This is a genomic window from Vibrio variabilis (assembly GCF_003263785.1).
Taxonomy (GTDB): Bacteria; Pseudomonadota; Gammaproteobacteria; order Enterobacterales; family Vibrionaceae; genus Vibrio; species Vibrio variabilis.
Map to the genome: position 1 here is coordinate 46,207 of NZ_JYJK01000012.1, position 21,077 is coordinate 67,283.

Below are 21,077 nucleotides of genomic sequence, written 5' to 3' on the forward strand. Positions count from 1 at the left end.
ATGCTTAATATTGAGCGATAGTGCATTGTAATCTTGCGATAAAACGATAATTTAGTGAAATAAACCATACGAAAGTTATGGAGCTAATAAGGCCAAAAAACAAGCAAAATAAGGCCTCTCAAACGAATTGTATACAAGATTCAACGTTTGAATGATCGGTGTAGTAATCGACATTGTCATCCGTTAAAAACGACGCTAGATACCCCCAATATATAACCTAAGTATCTAGCAACATGGAAAGCTGAAATAAAAACGGAGAAATCAATGGCTGGTGTTTTAGGAATGATCCTTGCTGGTGGCGAGGGCTCTCGCCTTCGTCCTCTTACTGAATCCCGCAGTAAGCCTGCTGTGCCTTTTGGAGGCAGTTACCGTCTTATCGACTTTGCGCTTAATAACTTCATTAACGCGGACTTGATGAGAATTTACGTTCTTACCCAATTTAAATCTCAATCTCTCTATCAACACATGCGTAAAGGTTGGAATCTGACGGGGATTACCGACAGATTTATTGACCCAATCCCAGCGCAAATGCGTGATGGAAAGCGCTGGTACGAAGGGACTGCCGATGCTATCTATCAAAACATTCGATTCATCGAGCTGGCTAACCCAGAGCATGTATGCATCTTCGGCTCTGACCATATCTATAAAATGGATATTCGTCAGATGTTAGACTTCCACAAACGCACCGAAGCTAAGCTGACGGTTTCAGCGCTGCGCATGCCATTAGCAGAGGCCTCTGAGTTTGGCGTTATCGAAGTGGACGAAAATGGCAAAATGATCGGTTTTGAAGAGAAGCCTGCAAACCCTAAATCGATTCCAGGTCACCCAGATATGGCGCTTGTGTCTATGGGTAACTACATTTTCGAAGCAGAGAGTTTGTGTAATGAGCTTCGCATCGATGCGGAGAATGACAACTCCAGCCATGACTTTGGTAAAGACATCATTCCAAAGATGTTCCCTGAAGGTGAGGTCTATGTATATGACTTCTCGACCAATAAAATCAGCGGTGAGAAAGCAACAACCTATTGGCGCGATGTAGGTACCATTGATTCATACTGGGCGGCGCATATGGATCTGCTCCACGAAGACCCTGAATTCTCGCTCTATAACCGTAAGTGGCCTCTACATACTTATTACCCGCCTTTGCCACCTGCGACGTTTGTCGATGCTGAGCACCAAAAAATCAAAGTGACGGACAGTTTGATCGCTGGTGGTAGCTACGTACGTGGCTCTTCTATCTACAAATCGGTACTGGGTTTTAGAAGTAATATTGCTGCTGGTTCTATGGTAAGCGAATCTGTTATTCTAGGTGACGTTAAGATTGGCGCGGGTTGTACCATCAAGCGCGCAATCATCGACAAAAATGTTGAAATTGCCCCTGGAACTGTGATCGGTGAGGATCTCGAGCTAGACGCGCAGCGTTTCCATGTCTCTCCAGGTGGCATTGTTGTCATCAAAAAAGGGACAAAAGTTGGATTCTAGAATGAGAAACATAGACGTATGGTTTCCAGTTTCAGAAGTTCAAGGGCTGATTAAAAGTGGAGGCTTGGCGGACGTCGCCAAGGCTCTGCCGAAAGCGCTCCAAGAACTTGGCAAGGAGGTAGCGATCACGCTACCAGGCTATCAGAAATTACCTAACAAGGATCAGTATGAGTTTGTGCTTGCCACTGAGCTGGAGCATTGGCCTCATACGCCTTATCAAGTCAAAAAGACCTATCTTGATGGGGTAGAAGTGTACGTGATCGAGTGCGATCGCTACTTCGACCGCCCAGAGCTTTACGCGGAGCATAACCGTGCCTACGCAGATAATGGTGAGCGTTTTGGCTTTTTTGCTGCTGCGAGCTTAGACGTGCTACCAAAGCTTGGCATCAAACCAGCAGTTGTGCACGCTAACGACTGGCATACCGGTCTCATCCCATTTCTGCTCAAAACGCGTTATGCGGAAGATACGCGTTTTGATGGTACGAAGTCGGTGCTGACGGTGCACAATGCCATCTTCAAAGGCATCTTTTCTTACAGCCAGCTGGAAATCATTCCTGAGCTACATCTCTCTGGAATGGAGTTTCTGCAATATGGTGAAGGTTGGGTGAGTACGTTGCGAGCGGGTATTGCCTTTGCGGACAAAATCAACGCGGTTAGCCCAAACTATGCCGCTGAGCTAGTGACGCCGCTGGGCTCTCATGGCCTTGTTGACGACTTTGTGCATCGCTCGAAAGATCTGCATGGCATCGTCAATGGTTGTGACTACTCCGAGTGGAACCCTAGACATGATGAGTTTTTACCTGCCAACTACAGTGATGAGCTAGAAAGCATGTTGTCAGGGAAGCTCGCTTCCAAGACAGCACTTCAGCAAGAGTTGGGACTGCCTGAGCGCAACGTTCCGATGGTGGGTATGGTGTGCCGATTGACGCATCAGAAAGGTTTCCATTATATCCTGCCCATTTTGGACAAGTTCCTTAAGAATGATGTTCAGGTAGTGATTATCGGTACTGGTGAGCCGCAAATTGCGTCTCATTTGAATGATCTCGCGGAAGAGTTTTCAGACAAGCTGAAGTTTGTTGAGGCCTACAGCAACCGTTTTGCTCACTTAGTTGAGGCAGGCTCGGATTTCTTCTTGATGCCTTCGGAGTTTGAAGCGTGTGGCCTGAATCAGATCTACAGTATGGCTTATGGCACCTTGCCTATCGTACGCAAAGTGGGCGGGCTTAAAGATACTGTGATTGACTTTGATGACGATCCGGTGAATGCAACTGGTTTTGGTTTTGATGAGCCGTGCATGATGCATTGCTGATTGTTCTGCAACGAGCACTGTTATTCTACTTGCAGCATCCTGAGCAAATGCATGAAATGCAGCTACGTTCCATGCGTAAGGACTTTAGCTGGCAGGAGTCAGCAAAGGAATACATTAAGATGTATGATCTGTAGTAGGCTCAAACCAAAAAGCGGCTCTTGCCGCTTTTTGTCATTTTTAGCTACACTTATTTATCGTTTTTACCAAATTTGCCATTAGTTTTTGCCTGTCGTTAAGCGAATTGTGGTAACTTACCCCCAATTGCATCAAGAATATTGAGTACTATGTCAGAAAGTTTGCTATTTCATAAAACGTATCAACACCCAACCAGTAACGAATGGGTGGTTTTTGTGCATGGCGCAGGCGGTAGTTCAAATATCTGGTTCAAACAAATCCGTGCTTATCGTGAACACTTCAATTTGTTGTTTATCGACCTTCGTGGTCATGGTAAGTCGAATCAGTTTCTTAAAGACATCATGTCTAACAAGTACACCTTCAAAGAAGTGACGATGGACATTGTGCGCGTGCTGGATCATTTGAAAATTCAGTCGGCACATTTCGTTGGCATGTCTTTAGGCACCATCATCGTTCGTAATATTGCGGAGATAGCCCATTCAAGAGTGCGCTCGATGGTGCTAGGAGGCGCTGTAACGCGTTTTAACACCCGCTCACAGATTTTGGTGAAGATAGGTAACTGGAGTAAGCATTTGATTCCTTACATGTGGTTGTACAGCCTATTTGCTTACATTGTGATGCCACAGCCAGGTCAAAAAGAATCTCGTCACTTATTCGTCCGTGAAGCGAAGAAGTTGTGTCAGAAAGAGTTTAAGCGCTGGTATCAACTGACAACAGAAGTCAATCCGCTTAACCGCTACTTCAAAGATCGTGAATTGCCAATTCCGACGTTGTATCTGATGGGTGATAAAGATTACATGTTCATTAAGCCGGTCAAAGAGATGGTGGCTGAACATAAATCCAGCCGACTGTTAGAGATTAAAGATTGTGGCCACGTGTGCAATGTTGAAAGGCCAGATGAATTCAATAAGCACTCGATAGATTTCATCAAGTCAGTGGCATCTTAATCTGCTTTGGAGTTTGACAGTTCCAGCAAACCTCAAACTGCCCTTCATTGAGTTCATCACATGCAAAGCATTGCCAATCTGCTTGATTGGTATCGCGGATATTTGATTGCCACTGGGTGATGATCGCTTTTGCCATCATGGATTGTTCGCTATCGAACAGCCAAACATAGGGCAGTGAACTTTCGTCAAAAGGCACTTCACCTCTTAGCCCAAATACCCCTTCACCGCGCACTTCACAATGGATACCCTCTGAAGCCAGTTGTTGCTGTACGATGTGAGTCTCTGGTGGGTTATTGCCGATAAAAATCTTCATCTATTCTTGTACCTGCGGTGAGCGAGAAAGTCGAGCCATGATCCATTTAGCAATGAGCGGGAACAAACCAAGAAGCGCAAAGGAAGCCAATACGGTCGGCGATACGATGCCTGATAGACTATCAATGTTGGCAAGTTGCGTACCTGCGTTTAGATACACTGCTGTGCCAGGTAGCATGCCAAGTTGACTCACCAGGTAGTACTTTGACGCGCGGATGGGGGTTAGACCCATTAATAGGTTGATCAAAAAGAACGGAAATACTGGGATGAGCCTAAGCGAGAATAGGTAAAAGGCTCCGTCTTTTTCGACACCTTTATTGATAGTATCGAGCTTAGAACCAAACTTACTTTGCACCCAGTCACGAAGCAGGAATCGGCTGCTTAAAAACGCTAATGTCGCACCAATTGTACTCGCGAAAGAGACCAGCACTAAACTTGTCCAAAACCCGAACAAGGCTGCACCTAGTAAGGTGACCACAGCAGCCCCAGGAATCGAAAACGCAGTAATTGCTATGTAGGCAAAAAAGTAGGTAAGTGCCGCGGTAACAAAATTGGCATCGATATACTCGGCAAGTGCGGCTTGCTGCGCTTTGGCGTTGTCGAGAGTAAGATGTTGACCAAAATTAACGCCTAAAAATACGATGATGGCAACCAGTACTACCCCAAGTATTAGCTTCTTGCTCATGACGATATCCTTTGTAATGTCTTAGTATTAGTGTAGTAGAAAGGGCAGGCGACTTTTTCCTTTCATCTAATACGAAAAAAATCAGCCATAAGGCTGATTTTTTATAGGCAAAACCGGGGGTTAGTTGATTAAGCTAGCAAGCTCTTCTCGTTTGGTTTGTGGTATCACAGACCAGTGAGTCCCGTTGATGGCGCCTTCTAGAGCCCACAGTAACTCGAGTCCAACTGAACTTGAATGGGTTCTTTGAATCGCTTTGAATGCCTCAACAGAGCCGTGCTGCTGCAGATCGACCACAGATTCGATACCGGCTTTTTTGAGCATACGCTCAGTCGCCAGTCGCAAATTAGGAAGATCTTTTAATCGGTTTGGCTTCGCCTCAGACTGCTGCTCTTTTTCAGTTTTTGCAAACGCGAGCGCTTGTTTCGCATGTGCCAAGATAGCGTCTTGGTCTTGCCAACAATCGTCAGGGAGTGCGAAGTACTTGGTTACCACAGGAAATCCACGCTTTTTATAAACGTACGGTTTATAACCCAGTTTTTTGAAGGTAGAAATGGTCTGACGGTCAGTTCTGATATGTAATTTGTTGTTTACTGCCAATGCAAACATCGTATCGTCTACGAAGATGCCAAATCCGCCGAACATGGAGCGAGACTTTACTCTTCCAAGCTGAGCGAATAATTGCATTGAATTTTTTAATATAGGATTATCCATGCTTATTCTTTTCTCGGTGTTATTGATTGTGTCACCAAAATCAGGTCCGAGAGTGTAGCAAACGGGTGTCAGAGCGCTGTTAAGCCACTGCTATAACTGACTCTTTCCCCTTGCCATCGGCAACCCCGCTACCTATCAATAAAAATTGGTTTAGGCCGGAGGCTTTGCGTCCCACCCTTTCAGATGGTTTGCCCTGTGCGTGACACATATAGCATATAGGAAAATTACGTAAGTTATTGATATTTGATTTTTGAAAATGTGATCTTGGTTCAAATAATGTTTGGTTATTTGTGCCTCAAGGTGAATAAAAAATTAACAGAAGCAGGGGGAAACTTTGAATAGAGATCAAAAAAAAAGTGCCGAAATCGGCACTTTTGTCAGCGTTAGGTTAGGGCTTTGACAGAGTCACGTTCTACAATTTCTGGATGCATTTCGAAAATGCGTTTTTCGTGACCTTTATCTTTGATTCGTTCTAGTAGAATCTCAAAGGCATTTTTACCGACACGTCGCTTCGGTTGGTGAACCGTTGTCAGCGGTGGCGAAAAGTATTCAGCCAGTTCGATATTGTCATAGCCGATAACAGAGATATCTTCAGGTACGCGTACACCTAGTTGTTGCAGTCGACTCATCAATCCAAATGCCATAGTGTCGTTAAAACAGAATATGGCCGTTGGTCGCTCTTCCATTGCAGCGATGCGATTAGCCGCGATAACCGCCGTATCACATTCAAAGTTACCTTCTAGAATGCGATCTTCTTTCATTTCGATGCCGGCTTCCGCTAGCGCACGTTTGTAGCCGATGATGCGCTCTTGGCATACTGCTTTTTCTAGGTGACCACTCAGGCAAGCAATGTCAGTATGACCTTTCTCAATCAGGTACTTAGTCGCTAGATAGCCCCCTTCCTCTGAGTTATCGATGATCTTATCGGCTTGAGAGCTCTCTGGACCCCAATCCATGATCACTTTTGGAATGTCGGCGTGACGGTCGAGCATCTCGAGAAGCTCTTCAGTCAAGTCAGAACACATCACCAAAATGCCATCTACGCGTTTTTCCGCTAGCATTCGGATGTAGTCACGTTGCTTCTCGTAAACCCCCCGGTGTTACACAAAATGAGCGTATAACCTTGGCGATAGCAATAACTTTCAACGCCATCGATAACCTCTGAGAAGAATAAGTTAGTCGATTGGGTGACCAACATACCGATGGTTTTCGTTGAGTTACACTTCAAGCTACGAGCAACAGCACTAGGCGCGTAGTTAAGTTCATCGACCGCCGCCATCACTTTTTCTTGCGTTGCTTCTGCAACAAAACGAGTTTTATTAATTACATGGGATACTGTGGTCGTGGAAACGCCAGCAAGTCGGGCGACATCTTTAATGGTTGCCATAGTGATATCCTATTAGTCGCGGCTTATTGAATGAGTGAGTAAACGTTTGTGCCGCTTTAATTTTAGTGGTTCCAGCGCTTTTGTGAATAAACGAATGCAAAAGCGGAAACCGGCAAGTGTATGCAAGCCTAGGCAGAATCAACACATTGAGCTCAAGGCTCGATAGTGACACCTAAGTGGAGGTGATTTTCTGTAATACCAATGGGCGATTGCATTTAAACGGCGAATTGTAGACGCAGCTTAGTGAGCTGGCAATCATTTATCCCACAAATTTATAACTAAGGCGCAAAATTGACTCAGATGACTGAAAACCACGTTTGCACCTTTTAAGTGTGTGTCGCGCCTATTCGTTGAAATCTGAACTAGTCGTTATCATCCGCGAGGTAGGTGAGATCTAACTGACAGAAGGCGTGTAAGAGGCTAGCTGCAGCAGCGTAGAAGCCAAATTCATCAAACTGTTGGCACTTTTTAACAAACTGAGGCAACCAACTCATGAGGTGAGTATTGATGAAGTCCGCTTGTTCGTGCAGTGCATCATTCATATGTGCGTCGTTTTCCAACTCGTTAGAACGGATGATGAGGTTACCTAGAAAATCGAGTTCGATGGCTAGGTGATCCGCAGGTTCATTGAGATCTTTATTTACCGCAATACCGTGCTTGGCGAGTAGATCGGCCATATCTTGTGCAGGTTGGTCGTTGAGTAGGCCAGAGGTGCCAATGTACATCGAAGCATAAGGCAGTGCGCCATGTTTGTCGGTCTTTAAAAACAGATCGCAAAAATCGGCAGAGAGCTCCAATTGAGCATCTTCACGCACTTGTAATTTGTTGAGCGAATCAGTGAAGGTTTTGATTGGCTCCGACAGCGATGGGTTTTCACCTAGGCCGGTTAGAAACGAACGTATTTCAGGGCTGTGGTATTTGCTGAGCTCGTCGTCGGTTAGCTCAGAAGCAAACAAGCTTGATAACCACCAATAGATTTCCGCACGTTGCTCATTAAATGCTTTGATTTCTTGCATTTGTATTGTCTCCAAAAATGATACCACTATTTTAGCCAATAAAGATGAATAGCAATAACGTGTTACATGAATAAATGCGTTAATTTATTAAAAAATATGAAAAATAGTGCTTTGTCAGATGTTTGAGTCATTTGGTTTTTGTTGCATATGTCATTCGATGGTTTTGGTTGTCTTGAATCAAAAAAAAGTAGGTTTGTGCTGTTCTATGCGGTTGTAGACTAGAATTGTGAATGGTTATGAATAGAATGACGCGGTCATTACAGATTGAGATAATACAGATATGAAATATCACGTTTTGGTTGTAGAAGATGACGTAGTCACTCGCAGTAAGCTCGCTGGCTATTTCGAAAATGAGGGCTATTTGGTCAGTGAAGCCCAAGATGGCAATGAAATGCGCCAGGTTCTGCAAGAGTCGAGTATCGACTTGGTGATGCTTGATATCAATCTTCCTAAAGAAGATGGCTTGATGCTGACTAGAGAACTGAGAAGCCAGTCTGATATTGGTATTATTTTAGTGACCGGTCGCACCGACAGTATTGATAGAATCGTGGGCCTTGAAATGGGCGCGGATGATTACGTCACCAAACCGTTTGAATTACGTGAGCTGCTGGTGCGAGTGAAGAACCTGCTGTGGCGTATTTCGCTAGCACGTAAGCAGCCGGTGTTGGAGTCATCAACTCAAAGTGAGCATGTTATCCACTTTGGTGAGTGGACATTTGATAAGCAGCGTCGCTCACTCAGCAACAACGGTGATCCGGTTAAATTGACTAAGGCGGAATACGAGCTTCTGGTCGCATTATCGACCTATCCGAATCAGGTACTAAGCCGTGAACGGATTTTAAATATGATCAGCCACCGAGTCGATGCGCCAAACGATAGAACGATAGATGTGTTAATTCGTCGCATGAGAGCGAAAATGGAAATGGATCCTAAAAATCCACAGATTTTCATTACTGTTCATGGTGAAGGTTACATGTTCGCTGGCGATTAACATTAATAGACAGTTAACACCTTGTATTAGCTCCAGTTACCAGAAAGGCAACTGGAGCTTTTTTATGGGAGCAGGTTTGCTTTCTATTGCGAAATGTTGCTCCGTTACCAATTTTTTTTGTTAGATGACTCGCGTAGTGTTTTTCTTCCTTTTTCGCTACCCGAGTTAGTAGGTTTGTTGAACTAATTTGAACAGGGTTGTTTTGATAATGTCGTGCTGGTTTACGGTTGGTGCGCCTTATCGAACTTAACTCAACTTCATCAATACTTGGTTCAATAAAAGGATGTTCTATGACCAATGTGATTTTTCAATCCAAACTTACTGCTGCGCGCAAGCCAACGGTGAGATTTAGGCTTGCAGCACTACCCGCAGCGGCATTGTTGGCTGCAAGTTCACTGTACACAGCCCAAGCAATGGCTTTTCAATGCAGCGCGTTGGCGGTTTGGGATCCCTCAGCGACGTACAATGGCGGCAACGAGGTTCAATGGCAGTCTGCCGCCTATAAGGCCAATTGGTGGAATGTGAACGTCGATCCCGCACAAAACTCAGCGCCTTACCAGGAGTGGTCGAAGCTTGGAGATTGCTCTAGCGGCGGCGCGAATATCGCACCGTCTGTTTCTATTACTTCACCAGAAAATAATGCACAGCTTGCGGCCTCTAATGTCGTGACCTTCTCTGCTACGGTAGGGGATACCGATGGCACAGTCACCGAGGTCGCGTTTGCTTTAGATGGGGTTACTTTGGCAACACTATCCAGTGCCCCTTACACCACAGACTGGTTGACAGAATTGGGTAATTACCAGTTAACAGTGACCGCAACCGATGACAAAGGGGCGACGACAGTCGTTTCCCAGTCATTTAGTGTCGTAGATGCCACTAACCAGCCACCAAGCGTAACGCTTCAAACCTCTAACTCTCTGGTTAATGTTGGCGATCAAGTGATTTTGACCGCTTCGCCTTCGGATAGTGATGGCACCGTTACTCAGGTCGACTTTGTGGTCAGTGGAGCCGTTGTTGATTCCGTCACCGCACCACCTTGGCAAACGGTTTGGAGTGCAGCCTCTGCTGGGGACTATGTTATCGAGGCTATCGCCACAGACAATGCTGGCGCCCGCTCTCAGTCATCGTCCGTCACCGTATCAGCAATTGCCCTTGCGGGTGGTAAATGTGCTGATGCCGCAGCCTATATTGCTGGCACGAGTTATCAGAGTGGGCAGAATGTCACTAATGACGGCAGCTTGTATCAATGTTCGGTAGCTGGATGGTGTTCGTCAGACTCGGCATGGGCATATGAGCCTGGAACGGGTCTTTACTGGCAAGATGCGTGGAACAGCCTTGGGGCTTGTGCAACCGCTCCAGAAATTACGCTTGTCTCGCCAAGTGAAGGTCAAACGGTATTGCTAGGTGCAGATGTAAACATTCAAGCCAGCATAAATGATGCCGATGGTACGGTTGTCAGTGCCGAAGCGAGCGTAAATGGCGCTTCATTGGGTCTCATTTCCACAGCGCCTTATCGATGGACGTGGAATGCCATCGGATCTGGAGAAACAACGGTTACGGTTGCGGCGACAGATAATGAAGGTAATACCAATCAAGTTAACCGTGTTGTGTCGATAACTGACCAGCCTTTGGTTACCGAGATCACTTCACCGGCTTCAGGCGACGTTGTCGCAGTAGGCAAAGCGGTCACGGTGACTGCCGATGTCAGCGCGCTACAAAGTGAAGTCACCAGCGCTGAGCTCTTCGTCAATGGCTTGTTAGTTGCGACGGATAACACGGCGCCTTATCAATTTAGCTGGACACCAGCCGCAATAGGCTCTTATCAGCTCAGTGTGACTGGTAAAGATACACAGGGTAACTCAGCATCTTCAACCAGTGTAACGGTATCTGCGAAATCCGTGGTGCAGCCTAGGCACAAACTGATTGGCTACTGGCATAACTTTGTTAATGGCGCAGGCTGTCCGATCCCACTGAATCAAATGTCGAAAGATTGGGACATTATTGATATCGCGTTTGCTGACAATGATCGTAACAGTACCGGTAGAGTCCATTTCAACCTCTACAATGGCGATATTCGCTCGACTTGTGCGCCAATCGATCCTGTTCAGTTCAAGCAAGACATCAAAGCGTTACAAGCAGAGGGTAAGATCTTTGTTCTATCACTTGGCGGGGCAGAGGGCACGATTACCTTAAATACTGACTCTGATGAGGCAGCGTTTGTCGAGAGTCTAACGGCGATTATCAAAGAGTGGGGCTTTGACGGACTAGATGTCGATTATGAAAGTGGCTCGAACCTTGTCCATGGTAGCCAGATCCAAACTCGCTTACCGCGTGCATTAAAAGCGATTGAGGCGAACATTGGCGGTGATATGTATCTGACAATGGCGCCAGAGCATCCTTATGTGCAAGGTGGAATGGTTGCTTACTCAGGGATTTGGGGCGCGTATATTCCTCTTATCAATGAAGTGCGTGACACGCTCGACCTACTGCATGTTCAGCTTTACAACAACGGTGGGCTTGCAAACCCTTATACGACAGGAGCCGCACCTGAAGGGTCTGTGGATATGATGGTAGCAGCGTCGAGAATGCTCACAGAAGGTTTTGAGCTTGCAGATGGTAGTCAGTTTTTACCACTTCGAGATGACCAAGTTGCTATTGGACTGCCGTCTGGCCCCAGTAGCGCGAATTCAGGACAAGCGCCAATTGCCAATATTGAAGCGGCGCTCGACTGTATGATTTCGCTGAATCGTTGTGGAACGGTAGTACCTACTAAAACCTCGCCTAACTTTGGTGGCGTCATGACGTGGTCGATCAACTGGGATCAGCATGACGGTTTTAACTTCTCTGTTCCAGTGAAGGCGAAGTTGGATCAACTGAACGCGCGATAATCAGTACTTGTGGTGACAAATGTGAGTTTGACATAGTAAAAGAGCCTCGCGATGAGGCTCTTTATTTTTCGAGGAACTTTTTAGACTTACTGACTGGTAGCCGCTGCTTCACCGTTCGCGGACTCATCATTTGGCGCAAGCTGTTGTTCAATTTCTTGCTGATCTAATTGCGCGGGCTCAGCTGACTCAGTTTCAAATTCAGAGACTGAAAATGACAAATCTTGCATGCTCTCATTCGCAACCCAATCTCGAAGGCGCTGCCAAAGCTGACCTAAGGTTTCATGCCAATAGCGCTCGGTCTGTTCAAGATAACGAGCTTGAGGTGTGTAGCGACTCCAAGCTTGCTCTACATTCTCTTGAGCTAAAAAGTTAGTCGGCGCTGGATAAGGATTAAGGCCGGCAGCCTCAAACTCATACATTGCTCGCTGCATATGACTGGCTGACGTGACTAAGACTAGCTTTTTGCTTTGTACAAACGCCGACGCTTGCCTTGCTTCTTCCCAAGTATCTTTTGCCCCTTCAAGCAATATTATGTCGGGTTTTGCTACGCCAAGTGCGAGCGCTACTTTTGCCATGACTCTAGCGTGACTGACATCAGTGCCACCCGCATAACCGGACAAAATTAGTTTACTGCCAGGATACATACGCATGACGCGGATGCCCTCAGTTAAGCGCATTAACGAAGCGCGCGATAATTCTGACGTTGGAGGAACATCGTCATCGACGACGTGGCCGCCGCCAAGCACCATGACGTAATCAATGGATTCTTTAATAGGCAAAAAGGCGCTGTATTGACGCTCAAGCGGCATCAACAAACGGCTTGAGATCGGCTGGAATGCAATAAGAAATGTCCCACATAGCGATACGAGAACCAACAAGCTGCCAAACTTACGTCTTGCGGTAAACATGATAAGAAGCAATCCCAAGAAACCAAGGATTAGCATAGCGGGTAAAGGCATTAGTAATGCAGACACCAGCTTTTTCAGCTCAAACATAGAATAATAGTCCGAAAAAACACCACTTAACGCTAAAAAAGGGAGTTGCCCCTTTATTCCTGTCACTTATATGACAGAATAGCTGTACGACTGGTTATCTTAACTCAATAAACCGTGATGCAAGACCGTAATTTCGACGATATCGCCCACAAATTTGCAAAAAATATTTACGGCTCCGAGAAGGGAGAAATCCGCCAAACCATTGTTTGGGAAGATTTAACCCAAGCTCTCGCCGAGCTGGATGATACTAAAAAAACGCTGAAAGTATTAGATGCAGGTGGTGGACTCGGTCAAGTTTCGCAGCGTATCGCTGAGCGCGGGCACCATATCACCTTGTGTGACCTTTCTTCTGAAATGCTCAAGTTAGCCAAAGCAGAGGTTGAAAAAAACGGGTTACTCTCGCAATATCACTGGATCCACAGTCCAGTACAGCGTATTGCTGAGCATATGGAGCAGCAAGTTGACCTCACTTTGTTTCATGCGGTGATGGAGTGGCTGGCTGATCCAAGACCTGCCCTCGAAGCGGTATTACAACAAGTGAAACCTGGCGGTATCGCTTCTGTCATGTTTTACAATCATCATGGATTGGTATTTAAGAATGTCATTTGTGGCAATATTCCTCATGTATTAGAGGGAATGCCACATAGAAAAAGATTTAAGCTTCAACCACAAAAAGGGTTGAAGCCAGAGGACGTGTATCAGTGGATTGAACAAGCCGGGTTTGAAATATGTGGCAAATCTGGCATTCGCTCATTCAGTGATTACATTGGCAATATGCAGTACATGGGAGATTACACCGCTGAAGATGTTCTCAAACTGGAACAACAGCTGTGTCGCCAAGAGCCTTATCTCTCCATGGGTCGATACATACATGTATGGGCTAGGAAAAAACAATAACAGGAAAGACCATGAGTGATAACACTCTAAATGCTGATGACCGACCGATAGACGAGCTAGTCGGATGGGTCAAACAGCATGATTTTGCGTTGAATCTTTCCACTGAACGGTTGGCGTTTCTCATCTCCATCGCGGTGTTGAGTAATGAAAGATTTGATGAAGAACTGGGCGAGGGCGAGTTGCATGATGCATTTAAGATCGTCACCGGGCAGTTTGAGCAAACAGGCGAAGCCACCGCGTTTCGTGCGAACAATGCGATTAATGAACTGGTCAAGCAGCGTCTATTGAGCCGTTTTACCAGTGAAGTCAACGATGGGGCGAGCATTTACAGGCTAAGCCCTCTTGCCATCGGTATCACCGATTATTACGTCAGACATCGCGAATTCTCCAAGTTACGACTCTCTATCCAGCTTTCAATGGTGGCAGGTGAGATGGCAAAAGCCATTGAAGCCGCGCAAGAAGGCGGGACGGTTGCCCATTGGCGCAAAAACGTATTTGGCGTGTTGAAGTACTCCGTGGGCGAGATTTTTGATCAGATCGATCTCAACCAACGCGTGATGGATGAGCAGCAGCAATCGGTGAAATTGCAGATCGCGGAACTGCTTAATAAAGATTGGCGTGATGCCATCAATAACTGTGAAACGCTGTTATCGGAAACATCAGCCACGCTACGAGAGCTGCAAGATACGTTGCAAGCGGCAGGCGATGAGCTTCAAACCCAGATTTTAGACATTCAAGAAATCGTCTATGGCGATGATGAACTCGAGTTCGTTGGTGAAGCGCTATTTGGCTTGCAGATGAAACTTGATCGCATCATTAGCTGGGGTCAGCAAGCGATTGATTTGTGGATCGGCTATGACCGCCACGTGCATAAGTTTATCCGTACTGCGATCGATATGGATCAAAACCGCGCCTTTAGCCAAAGGCTGCGCCAATCGGTCACAGATTATTTTGATGCTCCTTGGTATCTCACTTATGCCGATGCCGAGAAGCTCACCGACCTTCGTGACGAAGCCCTTGTGCTGCGCAACGCAGAGGTAACCGGTGCCGTACCACTTGAAGTGGAATACGAAGAATTTGAACAAGTAAATGATGAGCTCGCAGAGCGCATTGGAGACATGCTGAAAGTCCATAAACAACAAGGCACTCCAATCGATCTTGGCTTGGTACTACGCGATTACCTCGCGTCACATCCACATACTCACCATTTTGATCTCGCAAGAATCGTTGTAGACCAAGCCGTTCGATTGGGTTACTCCCAGTCCGATTACTCGGCTATTCAGCCAGACTGGCAAGCTATCAACGATTTTGGCGCAAAGGTACAAGCAAATGTCATCGACAAATATTGACGAATACATGCCAGAGAAGCTGGCAAAAGCGATCACCAACCCGTTGTTTCCAGCACTGGATAGTGCACTTCGCGCGGGAAGGCATATTTCATCTGAAGATCTTGATAATCATGCTCTGCTTTGTGACTTCGAGGTTGAACTGGCGAGTTTCTATCAGCGCTATAACACAGAGTTAGTGAAAGCGCCGGAAGGCTTTTTCTATCTTCGCCCACGCTCGACGACATTGATTGGTCGAAGTGTATTATCTGAGCTTGATATGCTGGTGGGCAAGGTTCTGTGTTTCCTATACCTAAGCCCTGAGCGTCTTGCCCATGAAGGTATCTTTACTAACCAAGAGCTTTATGAAGAAATCCTAGCACTAGCGGATGAAAAGAAGCTGATGCGCCTAGTGACTAACCGTGCAACAGGCTCGGATCTCGATAAAGAAAAACTGTTTGAAAAAGTACGTACTTCACTTCGCCGTTTACGTCGCCTAGGTATGACAATCTCAATTGGCGATACTGACAAATTCCGTATCAGTGAAGCGGTGTTCCGCTTTGGTGCTGACGTGCGTGTTGGTGACGATATGCGTGATGCTCAGCTTCGTCTCATCCGTGATGGTGAAGCTGTGGTGCACACACAAGCACCGTCGCAAGGCAGCTTGATCCCAACAGATGAAGGCAGCGACTCAGTTGAGTCAAATGACAACGATACAGAGAACAATCAACAGGAGGCTGACGCATGATTGAAAGAGGTAAGTATCAATCGATGACGATGGTCAACTGGAACGGCTTCTTTGCACGTACCTTTGACATCGACACACTAGTCACCACGCTTTCAGGTGGTAATGGTGCGGGTAAATCTACCACCATGGCCTCGTTCATTACGGCGCTGATTCCAGACCAAAGTCTGCTGCACTTTAGAAACACGACGGAAGCGGGGAGCTCTCAAGCATCTCGCGACAAAGGTTTGTACGGTAAGCTGCAGCCGGGTACTTGTTACTCGGCTTTGGATGTAGTGAACTCGCGTAACCAACGCGTTTTGTTCGTAGTTAAGCTACAACAAGTGGCGGGTCGTGATAAGAAAGTGGATATCAAGCCATTCATTGTTCAGGGCTTGCCAAGTAACGTCAAACCAACCGATATTCTGATTGAAGCGGTATCGGATAACCACGCTCGCGTTCGTCCAATCAATGAAGTGAAAGACGCAGTAAGCGCGATGGAAGGCGTGCACTTTAAGGCCTTCAACTCGATTGTTGACTACCACGCGCAGATGTTTGAGTTTGGTGTACTGCCGAAGAAACTGCGTAACAGCAGCGATCGCTCTAAGTTCTATCGCCTAATTGAAGCCTCGCTTTACGGTGGTATCTCAAGCGCGATTACTCGTTCACTTCGTGACTACCTATTGCCACAAAACGGCGGCGTGAAGAAAGCGTTCCAAGATATGGAATCTGCGCTGCGTGAAAACCGTTTAACGCTAGAAGCGATCAAAACCACCCAAGCAGACCGTGATCTGTTTAAGCACTTGATCACCGAGTCGACTAATTACGTAGCCGCGGACTACATGCGCCATGCTAACGAGCGCCGCAATAAGCTTGAAACCACGATGAAGCTGCGTGGCGAGCTATTTGGGTCTCGTCAAACGCTTATCGCGCAAAACGAACTGCTTAACAAAGTTCAGCAAGAACTGACGCTGTTGGTTGAGAATGAATCAGGCCTTGAGCAAGACCATCAAGCAGCGCAAGACCACTTGTTATTGGTACAAAACGCGCTTCGTCAGCAAGAAAAAATTGAACGCTACCAAGAAGATCTTGAAGAGCTAAACGAGCGTCTTGAAGAGCAGATGATGGTTGTCGAAGAAGCGAGTGAGCGTAAGCTTGCCGCTGAAGAGCAGGCAACATTTGCTGAAGAAGAGGTGGATAGCCTCAAGACTCAGCTCGCTGATTACCAGCAAGCGCTGGATGTTCAGCAGACCCGTGCTCTTCAATATCAACAAGCGGTACAAGCTCTTGAAAAAGCGCGCAAATTGCTAGACGACGAATCATTGGATCAAGATGGCGCAGCTGAAACGCTGAGCCAACTAAAATCGCAAGAATCACAAAGTACGACTGAGCTTCTTGAACTGAAACATCGCCTTGACATGTCATCGGCCGCGGCGCAGCAGTTTGAACAAGCGCTGTCGCTGGTCAAGCAGATCGCGGGTGATGTAGAGCGCAATGAAGCGAGTCAAGTTGCGAAAGCAGTGATCAAGCAGGCGGATGAGCATCGTCAGCGACTGAAAAACGAATCTCAGCTTCGCGCTCAATATCGTGAACTTGAGAAAAACATTGAGCGCCAGCAGCAAGCGCAGAAGCTTGCAAATGATCTAGGTGAGGCTGGTATCCGTGTGGATAGCGAAGCGGATCTAGAAATGGAAGCGGAGAGCCAACGCGAACGCGTACTTGAGTGCGAGCAGCAGTTGGAAGCTCTTCGTGAAGCATCTGGCGAAATCAAACAGCGCGAACAAGAGTTTGTGTCTGAGATCAGCAAGCTAGAGAGCTACGCGCCGAAGTGGATCAAATCCTTTAATGCATTGGAAGATCTTCGTGAGCAAAGCGGCATGGAGCTGGTGGATCGCGCAGACGTTATTAGTTCAATGCAAGCCACCAATGACAATGAGCGTAAGACCTCTTTTGAGCGCGACTCGCTGGCAAAACGCCGTGAAGAGCTTGAGCTTGAGATTGAGCGCCTTGCCTCTCCGGGTGGTTCAAACGATCCGCGCTTGAAAGGGCTTGCAGATACGCTTGGCGGCGTTCTCCTATCTGAGATTTATGATGATATCACCATCGATGATGCCCCTTACTTTAGTGCAATGTACGGTCCAGCTCGTCATGCGATCGTAGTATCAAACCTAGACGGCATCAAAGAAAAGCTAGTTGAGCTTGATGATTGTCCGGAAGATCTTTACATCATTGAAGGCGACATCGATGCCTTTGATGACAGCTCATTCGATGCCGATGAACTTGATGGCGCGGTCTGTGTTCAGCTTAATGACCGTCAGTTGCGTTACTCGCGCTTCCCTAAGATCCCTCTGTTTGGTCGCGCAGCACGTGAACAGCGTTTAGAGCTGCTTCGTGAGCAACGTGAAGAAACCGTAGAAAAGCACGCAAAAGCGGCGTTTGATGCACAAAAGCTGCAGCGCTTATACCAAGCGTTCAATGCGTTCGCGGCAGAGCACATGCAGCTGGCGTTTGAAGCCGACCCTGAAGTGGAACTAGCACGCCTGCGCGAACTTCGCAGTCAGGTAGCGCGCGAGCTAAATGACAATAAACAACGTGAACAGCAAGCGAGTGCGCAGCTATCGAAATCTAAGCAGTGCGTGACCCTGCTGGATCGTCTATCTATCAGCGCCAACGTACTCTTCGATGAAACTCTAGTAGAGCGTCATCAAGAGCTTCAGTCTCAAATTGAAGATCTCAACGGTGCGAAGAGCTACATTCAGCAGCACGGTGCGGCGGCAGAAAAACTGGCGGCAGTAGTCAATGTACTGGACAGCGATCCAGAGCAATTTGATGCGCTGACGAGCCAATATCAAAATGCTGATAAAGCACTGCAAACGCTAAAGACGCAGATCTTTGCCGTTGCGGATCTTGCTGAGCGTCGTCCTTACTTTGCTTATGCCGACTCAATGGACATGCTTAACCAAAGCAGTGAATTGAGCGAGCAGCTCAAAGAGAAACTGGTGCAAGCGGAAGCGACCCGTGCACGACTACGTGAAGGGTTAAAGCAGGTTCAAGAGCAAGCGAACCAGTACAACCAAGTATTGGCGTCACTGAAGAGCTCGCACCAAGCTAAGCTAGAGACAGTTCAAGAATTCAAGGCCGAGCTTCAAGAGTATGGCATCGTTCCTGATGAGTCAGCACTAGAGCGTGCAGAAAAGCGTCGTGATGAGCTACACCTAGCACTGCAAACCTCTCGTACACGTAAGTCTGAATACGAGAAGACGATGACGTCGACAGAGCTTGAAATGAAAGGTCTGGCGAAGCGTCTTAAGAAGGTTCAGAAAGAATACATTGAGCTGCGCACCTATGTGGTTGCGGCGAAAGCCGGTTGGTGTAGCGTACTTCGTCTGGCGAAAGCGAACGATGTTGAGCGTCGCCTGCACAAGCGCGAATTGGCCTACATGAGCGCGGGCGAACTTCGCTCTATGTCGGATAAGTCTTTGGGTGCATTGCGTCTTGCTGTGGCGGATAACGAAGATCTTCGTGACTCGCTACGTCAGTCGGAAGATACCTCGAAGCCAGAGCGTAAGGTTCTATTCTACATCGCTGTTTACCAGCACCTTCGTGAGCGTATCCGTCAAGACATCATCCGTACGGACGATCCAGTAGAAGCGATTGAAGAGATGGAAGTGGAGCTAGCGCGTCTGACCGAAGAGCTCACTCAACGTGAAAACCGTCTTGCGATCAGCTCAGAGTCGGTGTCAAGCATCATCAAGAAGACGATTCAGCGTGAGCAAAACCGTATTCGTATGCTTAACCAAGGCCTGTCGAATATTCACTTTGGTCAGGTTAAGGGCGTTCGTCTGAATGTGAAGATCCGTGAAAGTCATGAGCAGTTGCTGGTGGCGTTAACGGGTGACCATAAAGATCTGTTTGAGACCTCGCGTTATACCTTCTCGGAAGCGATGGCGAAGCTATTCCAACGCGTCAATCCGCATATCGATATGGGTCAGCGCTCGCCACAAGTATTGGGTGAAGAGCTGCTAGATTACCGTAACTACTTAGAGCTAAGCGTCGAAGTAAATCGTGGCTCTGATGGTTGGCTGCAAGCAGAATCTGGCGCGCTATCGACAGGTGAAGCGATCGGTACCGGTCAGTCAATTCTATTGATGGTGGTACAAAGCTGGGAAGAAGAGTCTCGCCGTCTGCGTAGCAAAGACATTCTGCCATGTCGTTTACTGTTCCTCGATGAGGCTGCGCGTCTTGATGCGAAGTCTATTGCGACCTTGTTTGAGCTGTGTGACCGTCAGGGTATGCAGCTATTGATTGCAGCACCAGAAAACATCAGCCCAGAAAAAGGCACCACCTATAAGCTTGTGCGCAAAGTCTTTAAGGATCACGAGCATGTACATGTCGTGGGCCTGCGTGGCTTTGGTGAGAACAAACGATTAGAGGATGCTGAACAGCTCGTTGAACAAGCAACGGTTTAGTTCACAAATCCTAGGTTATTAAGCAAAATCCGATATTGGTTGCCAATATCGGATTTTTTGTTGCTGATAAACGAAATGATATCGGGGGAGGGAGTACTTTATTAAGTATGAGCGGTTAAGACGCTTCATTTTCTAATTTATTCAAAAGGTCACCTTTGACTATCTCTAGCGCCTCTAATGCCACTTTCGGGTCGATTTCGTTACTTTCTAGCAGGAAGATTAAGTCAACCGCGAGTTTTATTTCTTCCGGTGCGCCATCCAAGCCTGTTTTATTGCCCGTTTCATTCGACATTAGATAAATTTCATCCTTTGATTGATCGTGTATTGAATTTGGTTCATGGCGCTCCTGCACCGCTGCAATCTTTGCTCCGTCTCAATGAGTGCTTGCTCATCATGCTGGTTTTGTTCTTTGTCGCGAACTAACTGACAGAGCTTTTGCTCCCAGAACTTGTGCTGAGCAAGTGACGCCTTAAGTTCTGCCAATGATTTTTGCTGAACCGAATCTTGTTTATTACTGGGAATTGTTGCGAGTACTCTCTCTAGCGCTTCCAATTTGCATGAAAACTTATCAACGAGTGTTTCAGACGTACTTTGGCTTGCTGATTGCTGACTGAGCGTAACGATTTTGTTTAGCAAGGACTCGGTTTCAAGGACACAAGGTAGGATACGAAAACCACTCGATTGAAACAGATGCTCATCAAACAGTCGTACTTTTACCTGCTTATTTGATTCATCAAACGCTTTGGCTTTGTGTTTTAGTGACTGTAATCGTGACTTGAGCTGTTCGAGTTTCATCCGCTATAT

General features: G+C 46.8%; 15 protein-coding genes, 2 pseudogenes and 1 riboswitch. Of the genes and pseudogenes, 9 read left to right on the forward strand and 8 right to left on the reverse strand.

Going from position 1 to position 21,077, the window contains the following annotated elements; genetic code table 11:
* Positions 1–264 precede the first annotated feature (264 nt).
* From glgC to TZ48_RS02655, 3 genes and pseudogenes are all read left to right on the forward strand, one after another.
* Positions 265–1,482 (forward strand): glucose-1-phosphate adenylyltransferase, encoded by a 1,218-nt coding sequence (gene glgC / locus TZ48_RS02645; RefSeq protein ID WP_112478162.1) that lies wholly within the window; start codon positions 265–267, stop codon positions 1,480–1,482.
* A gap of 1 nt (position 1,483) precedes the next feature.
* Positions 1,484–2,925: pseudogene (gene glgA / locus TZ48_RS02650) on the forward strand (glycogen synthase GlgA).
* 150 nt (positions 2,926–3,075) lie between these two features.
* Positions 3,076–3,873, forward strand: coding sequence for an alpha/beta fold hydrolase (locus TZ48_RS02655; protein WP_112478163.1), 798 nt, complete (start codon positions 3,076–3,078; stop codon positions 3,871–3,873).
* Here the strand turns inward: TZ48_RS02655 and TZ48_RS02660 are convergent.
* From TZ48_RS02660 to torD, 5 genes and pseudogenes are all read right to left on the reverse strand, one after another.
* Positions 3,854–4,186 (reverse strand): putative signal transducing protein, encoded by a 333-nt coding sequence (locus TZ48_RS02660; RefSeq protein ID WP_112478164.1) that lies wholly within the window; start codon positions 4,184–4,186, stop codon positions 3,854–3,856. The two genes, TZ48_RS02655 and TZ48_RS02660, sit on opposite strands and share 20 nt — an antisense overlap.
* Entirely contained in the window at positions 4,187–4,870 is a 684-nt protein-coding gene (locus tag TZ48_RS02665) for a TVP38/TMEM64 family protein (RefSeq protein ID WP_112478165.1), read from the reverse strand.
* A 120-nt stretch (positions 4,871–4,990) separates the two neighbouring features.
* Positions 4,991–5,581 (reverse strand): TfoX/Sxy family DNA transformation protein, encoded by a 591-nt coding sequence (locus TZ48_RS02670; RefSeq protein ID WP_112478166.1) that lies wholly within the window; start codon positions 5,579–5,581, stop codon positions 4,991–4,993.
* Between the two features lie 115 nt (positions 5,582–5,696).
* A riboswitch (cyclic di-GMP riboswitch) is annotated at positions 5,697–5,784 on the reverse strand.
* 180 nt (positions 5,785–5,964) lie between these two features.
* Positions 5,965–6,968, reverse strand: a pseudogene (gene purR / locus TZ48_RS02675) (HTH-type transcriptional repressor PurR).
* Between the two features lie 362 nt (positions 6,969–7,330).
* A complete protein-coding gene (gene torD / locus TZ48_RS02680; RefSeq protein WP_112478167.1) occupies positions 7,331–7,984 on the reverse strand; it encodes a molecular chaperone TorD in 654 nt (217 codons plus the stop codon).
* Positions 7,985–8,264: 280 nt separating this feature from the next.
* Between torD and torR the strand changes: the two genes are divergently transcribed.
* Positions 8,265–8,975: a two-component system response regulator TorR gene (torR, locus tag TZ48_RS02685; RefSeq protein WP_112462006.1), complete on the forward strand. Its 711-nt coding sequence runs from the start codon at positions 8,265–8,267 to the stop codon at positions 8,973–8,975.
* 290 nt (positions 8,976–9,265) lie between these two features.
* Entirely contained in the window at positions 9,266–11,863 is a 2,598-nt protein-coding gene (locus tag TZ48_RS02690; RefSeq protein ID WP_112478168.1) for an Ig-like domain-containing protein, read from the forward strand.
* Between the two features lie 86 nt (positions 11,864–11,949).
* On the opposite strand, the gene elyC is transcribed toward TZ48_RS02690, so the two are convergent.
* Entirely contained in the window at positions 11,950–12,858 is a 909-nt protein-coding gene (elyC, locus tag TZ48_RS02695; RefSeq protein WP_112478169.1) for an envelope biogenesis factor ElyC, read from the reverse strand.
* 114 nt (positions 12,859–12,972) lie between these two features.
* Here elyC and cmoM point away from each other — a divergent pair, with 114 nt between their 5' ends.
* The 4 genes from cmoM to mukB are packed head-to-tail and all read left to right on the forward strand — an operon-like array spanning position 12,973 to position 20,273.
* Positions 12,973–13,755, forward strand: coding sequence for a tRNA uridine 5-oxyacetic acid(34) methyltransferase CmoM (gene cmoM / locus TZ48_RS02700; RefSeq protein ID WP_112478170.1), 783 nt, complete (start codon positions 12,973–12,975; stop codon positions 13,753–13,755).
* An 11-nt stretch (positions 13,756–13,766) separates the two neighbouring features.
* Complete coding sequence (gene mukF, locus TZ48_RS02705) at positions 13,767–15,104, forward strand: chromosome partition protein MukF (RefSeq protein ID WP_112478171.1); 1,338 nt, start codon at positions 13,767–13,769, stop codon at positions 15,102–15,104.
* Positions 15,085–15,828 (forward strand): chromosome partition protein MukE, encoded by a 744-nt coding sequence (mukE, locus tag TZ48_RS02710; protein WP_112478172.1) that lies wholly within the window; start codon positions 15,085–15,087, stop codon positions 15,826–15,828. The genes mukF and mukE overlap by 20 nt, the downstream gene beginning before the upstream one ends.
* Positions 15,825–20,273: a chromosome partition protein MukB gene (gene mukB, locus TZ48_RS02715; RefSeq protein WP_112478173.1), complete on the forward strand. Its 4,449-nt coding sequence runs from the start codon at positions 15,825–15,827 to the stop codon at positions 20,271–20,273. Before mukE ends, mukB begins: the two co-directional genes overlap by 4 nt.
* Before the next feature lie 115 nt (positions 20,274–20,388).
* On the opposite strand, the gene rsmS is transcribed toward mukB, so the two are convergent.
* A complete protein-coding gene (rsmS, locus tag TZ48_RS02720) occupies positions 20,389–20,565 on the reverse strand; it encodes a pleiotropic regulatory protein RsmS (RefSeq protein WP_112478174.1) in 177 nt (58 codons plus the stop codon).
* Positions 20,565–21,068, reverse strand: a complete 504-nt coding sequence (gene priC / locus TZ48_RS02725; protein WP_112478175.1) for a primosomal replication protein PriC — start codon at positions 21,066–21,068, stop codon at positions 20,565–20,567. Before priC ends, rsmS begins: the two co-directional genes overlap by 1 nt.
* Between the last annotated feature and the right edge of the window lie 9 nt (positions 21,069–21,077).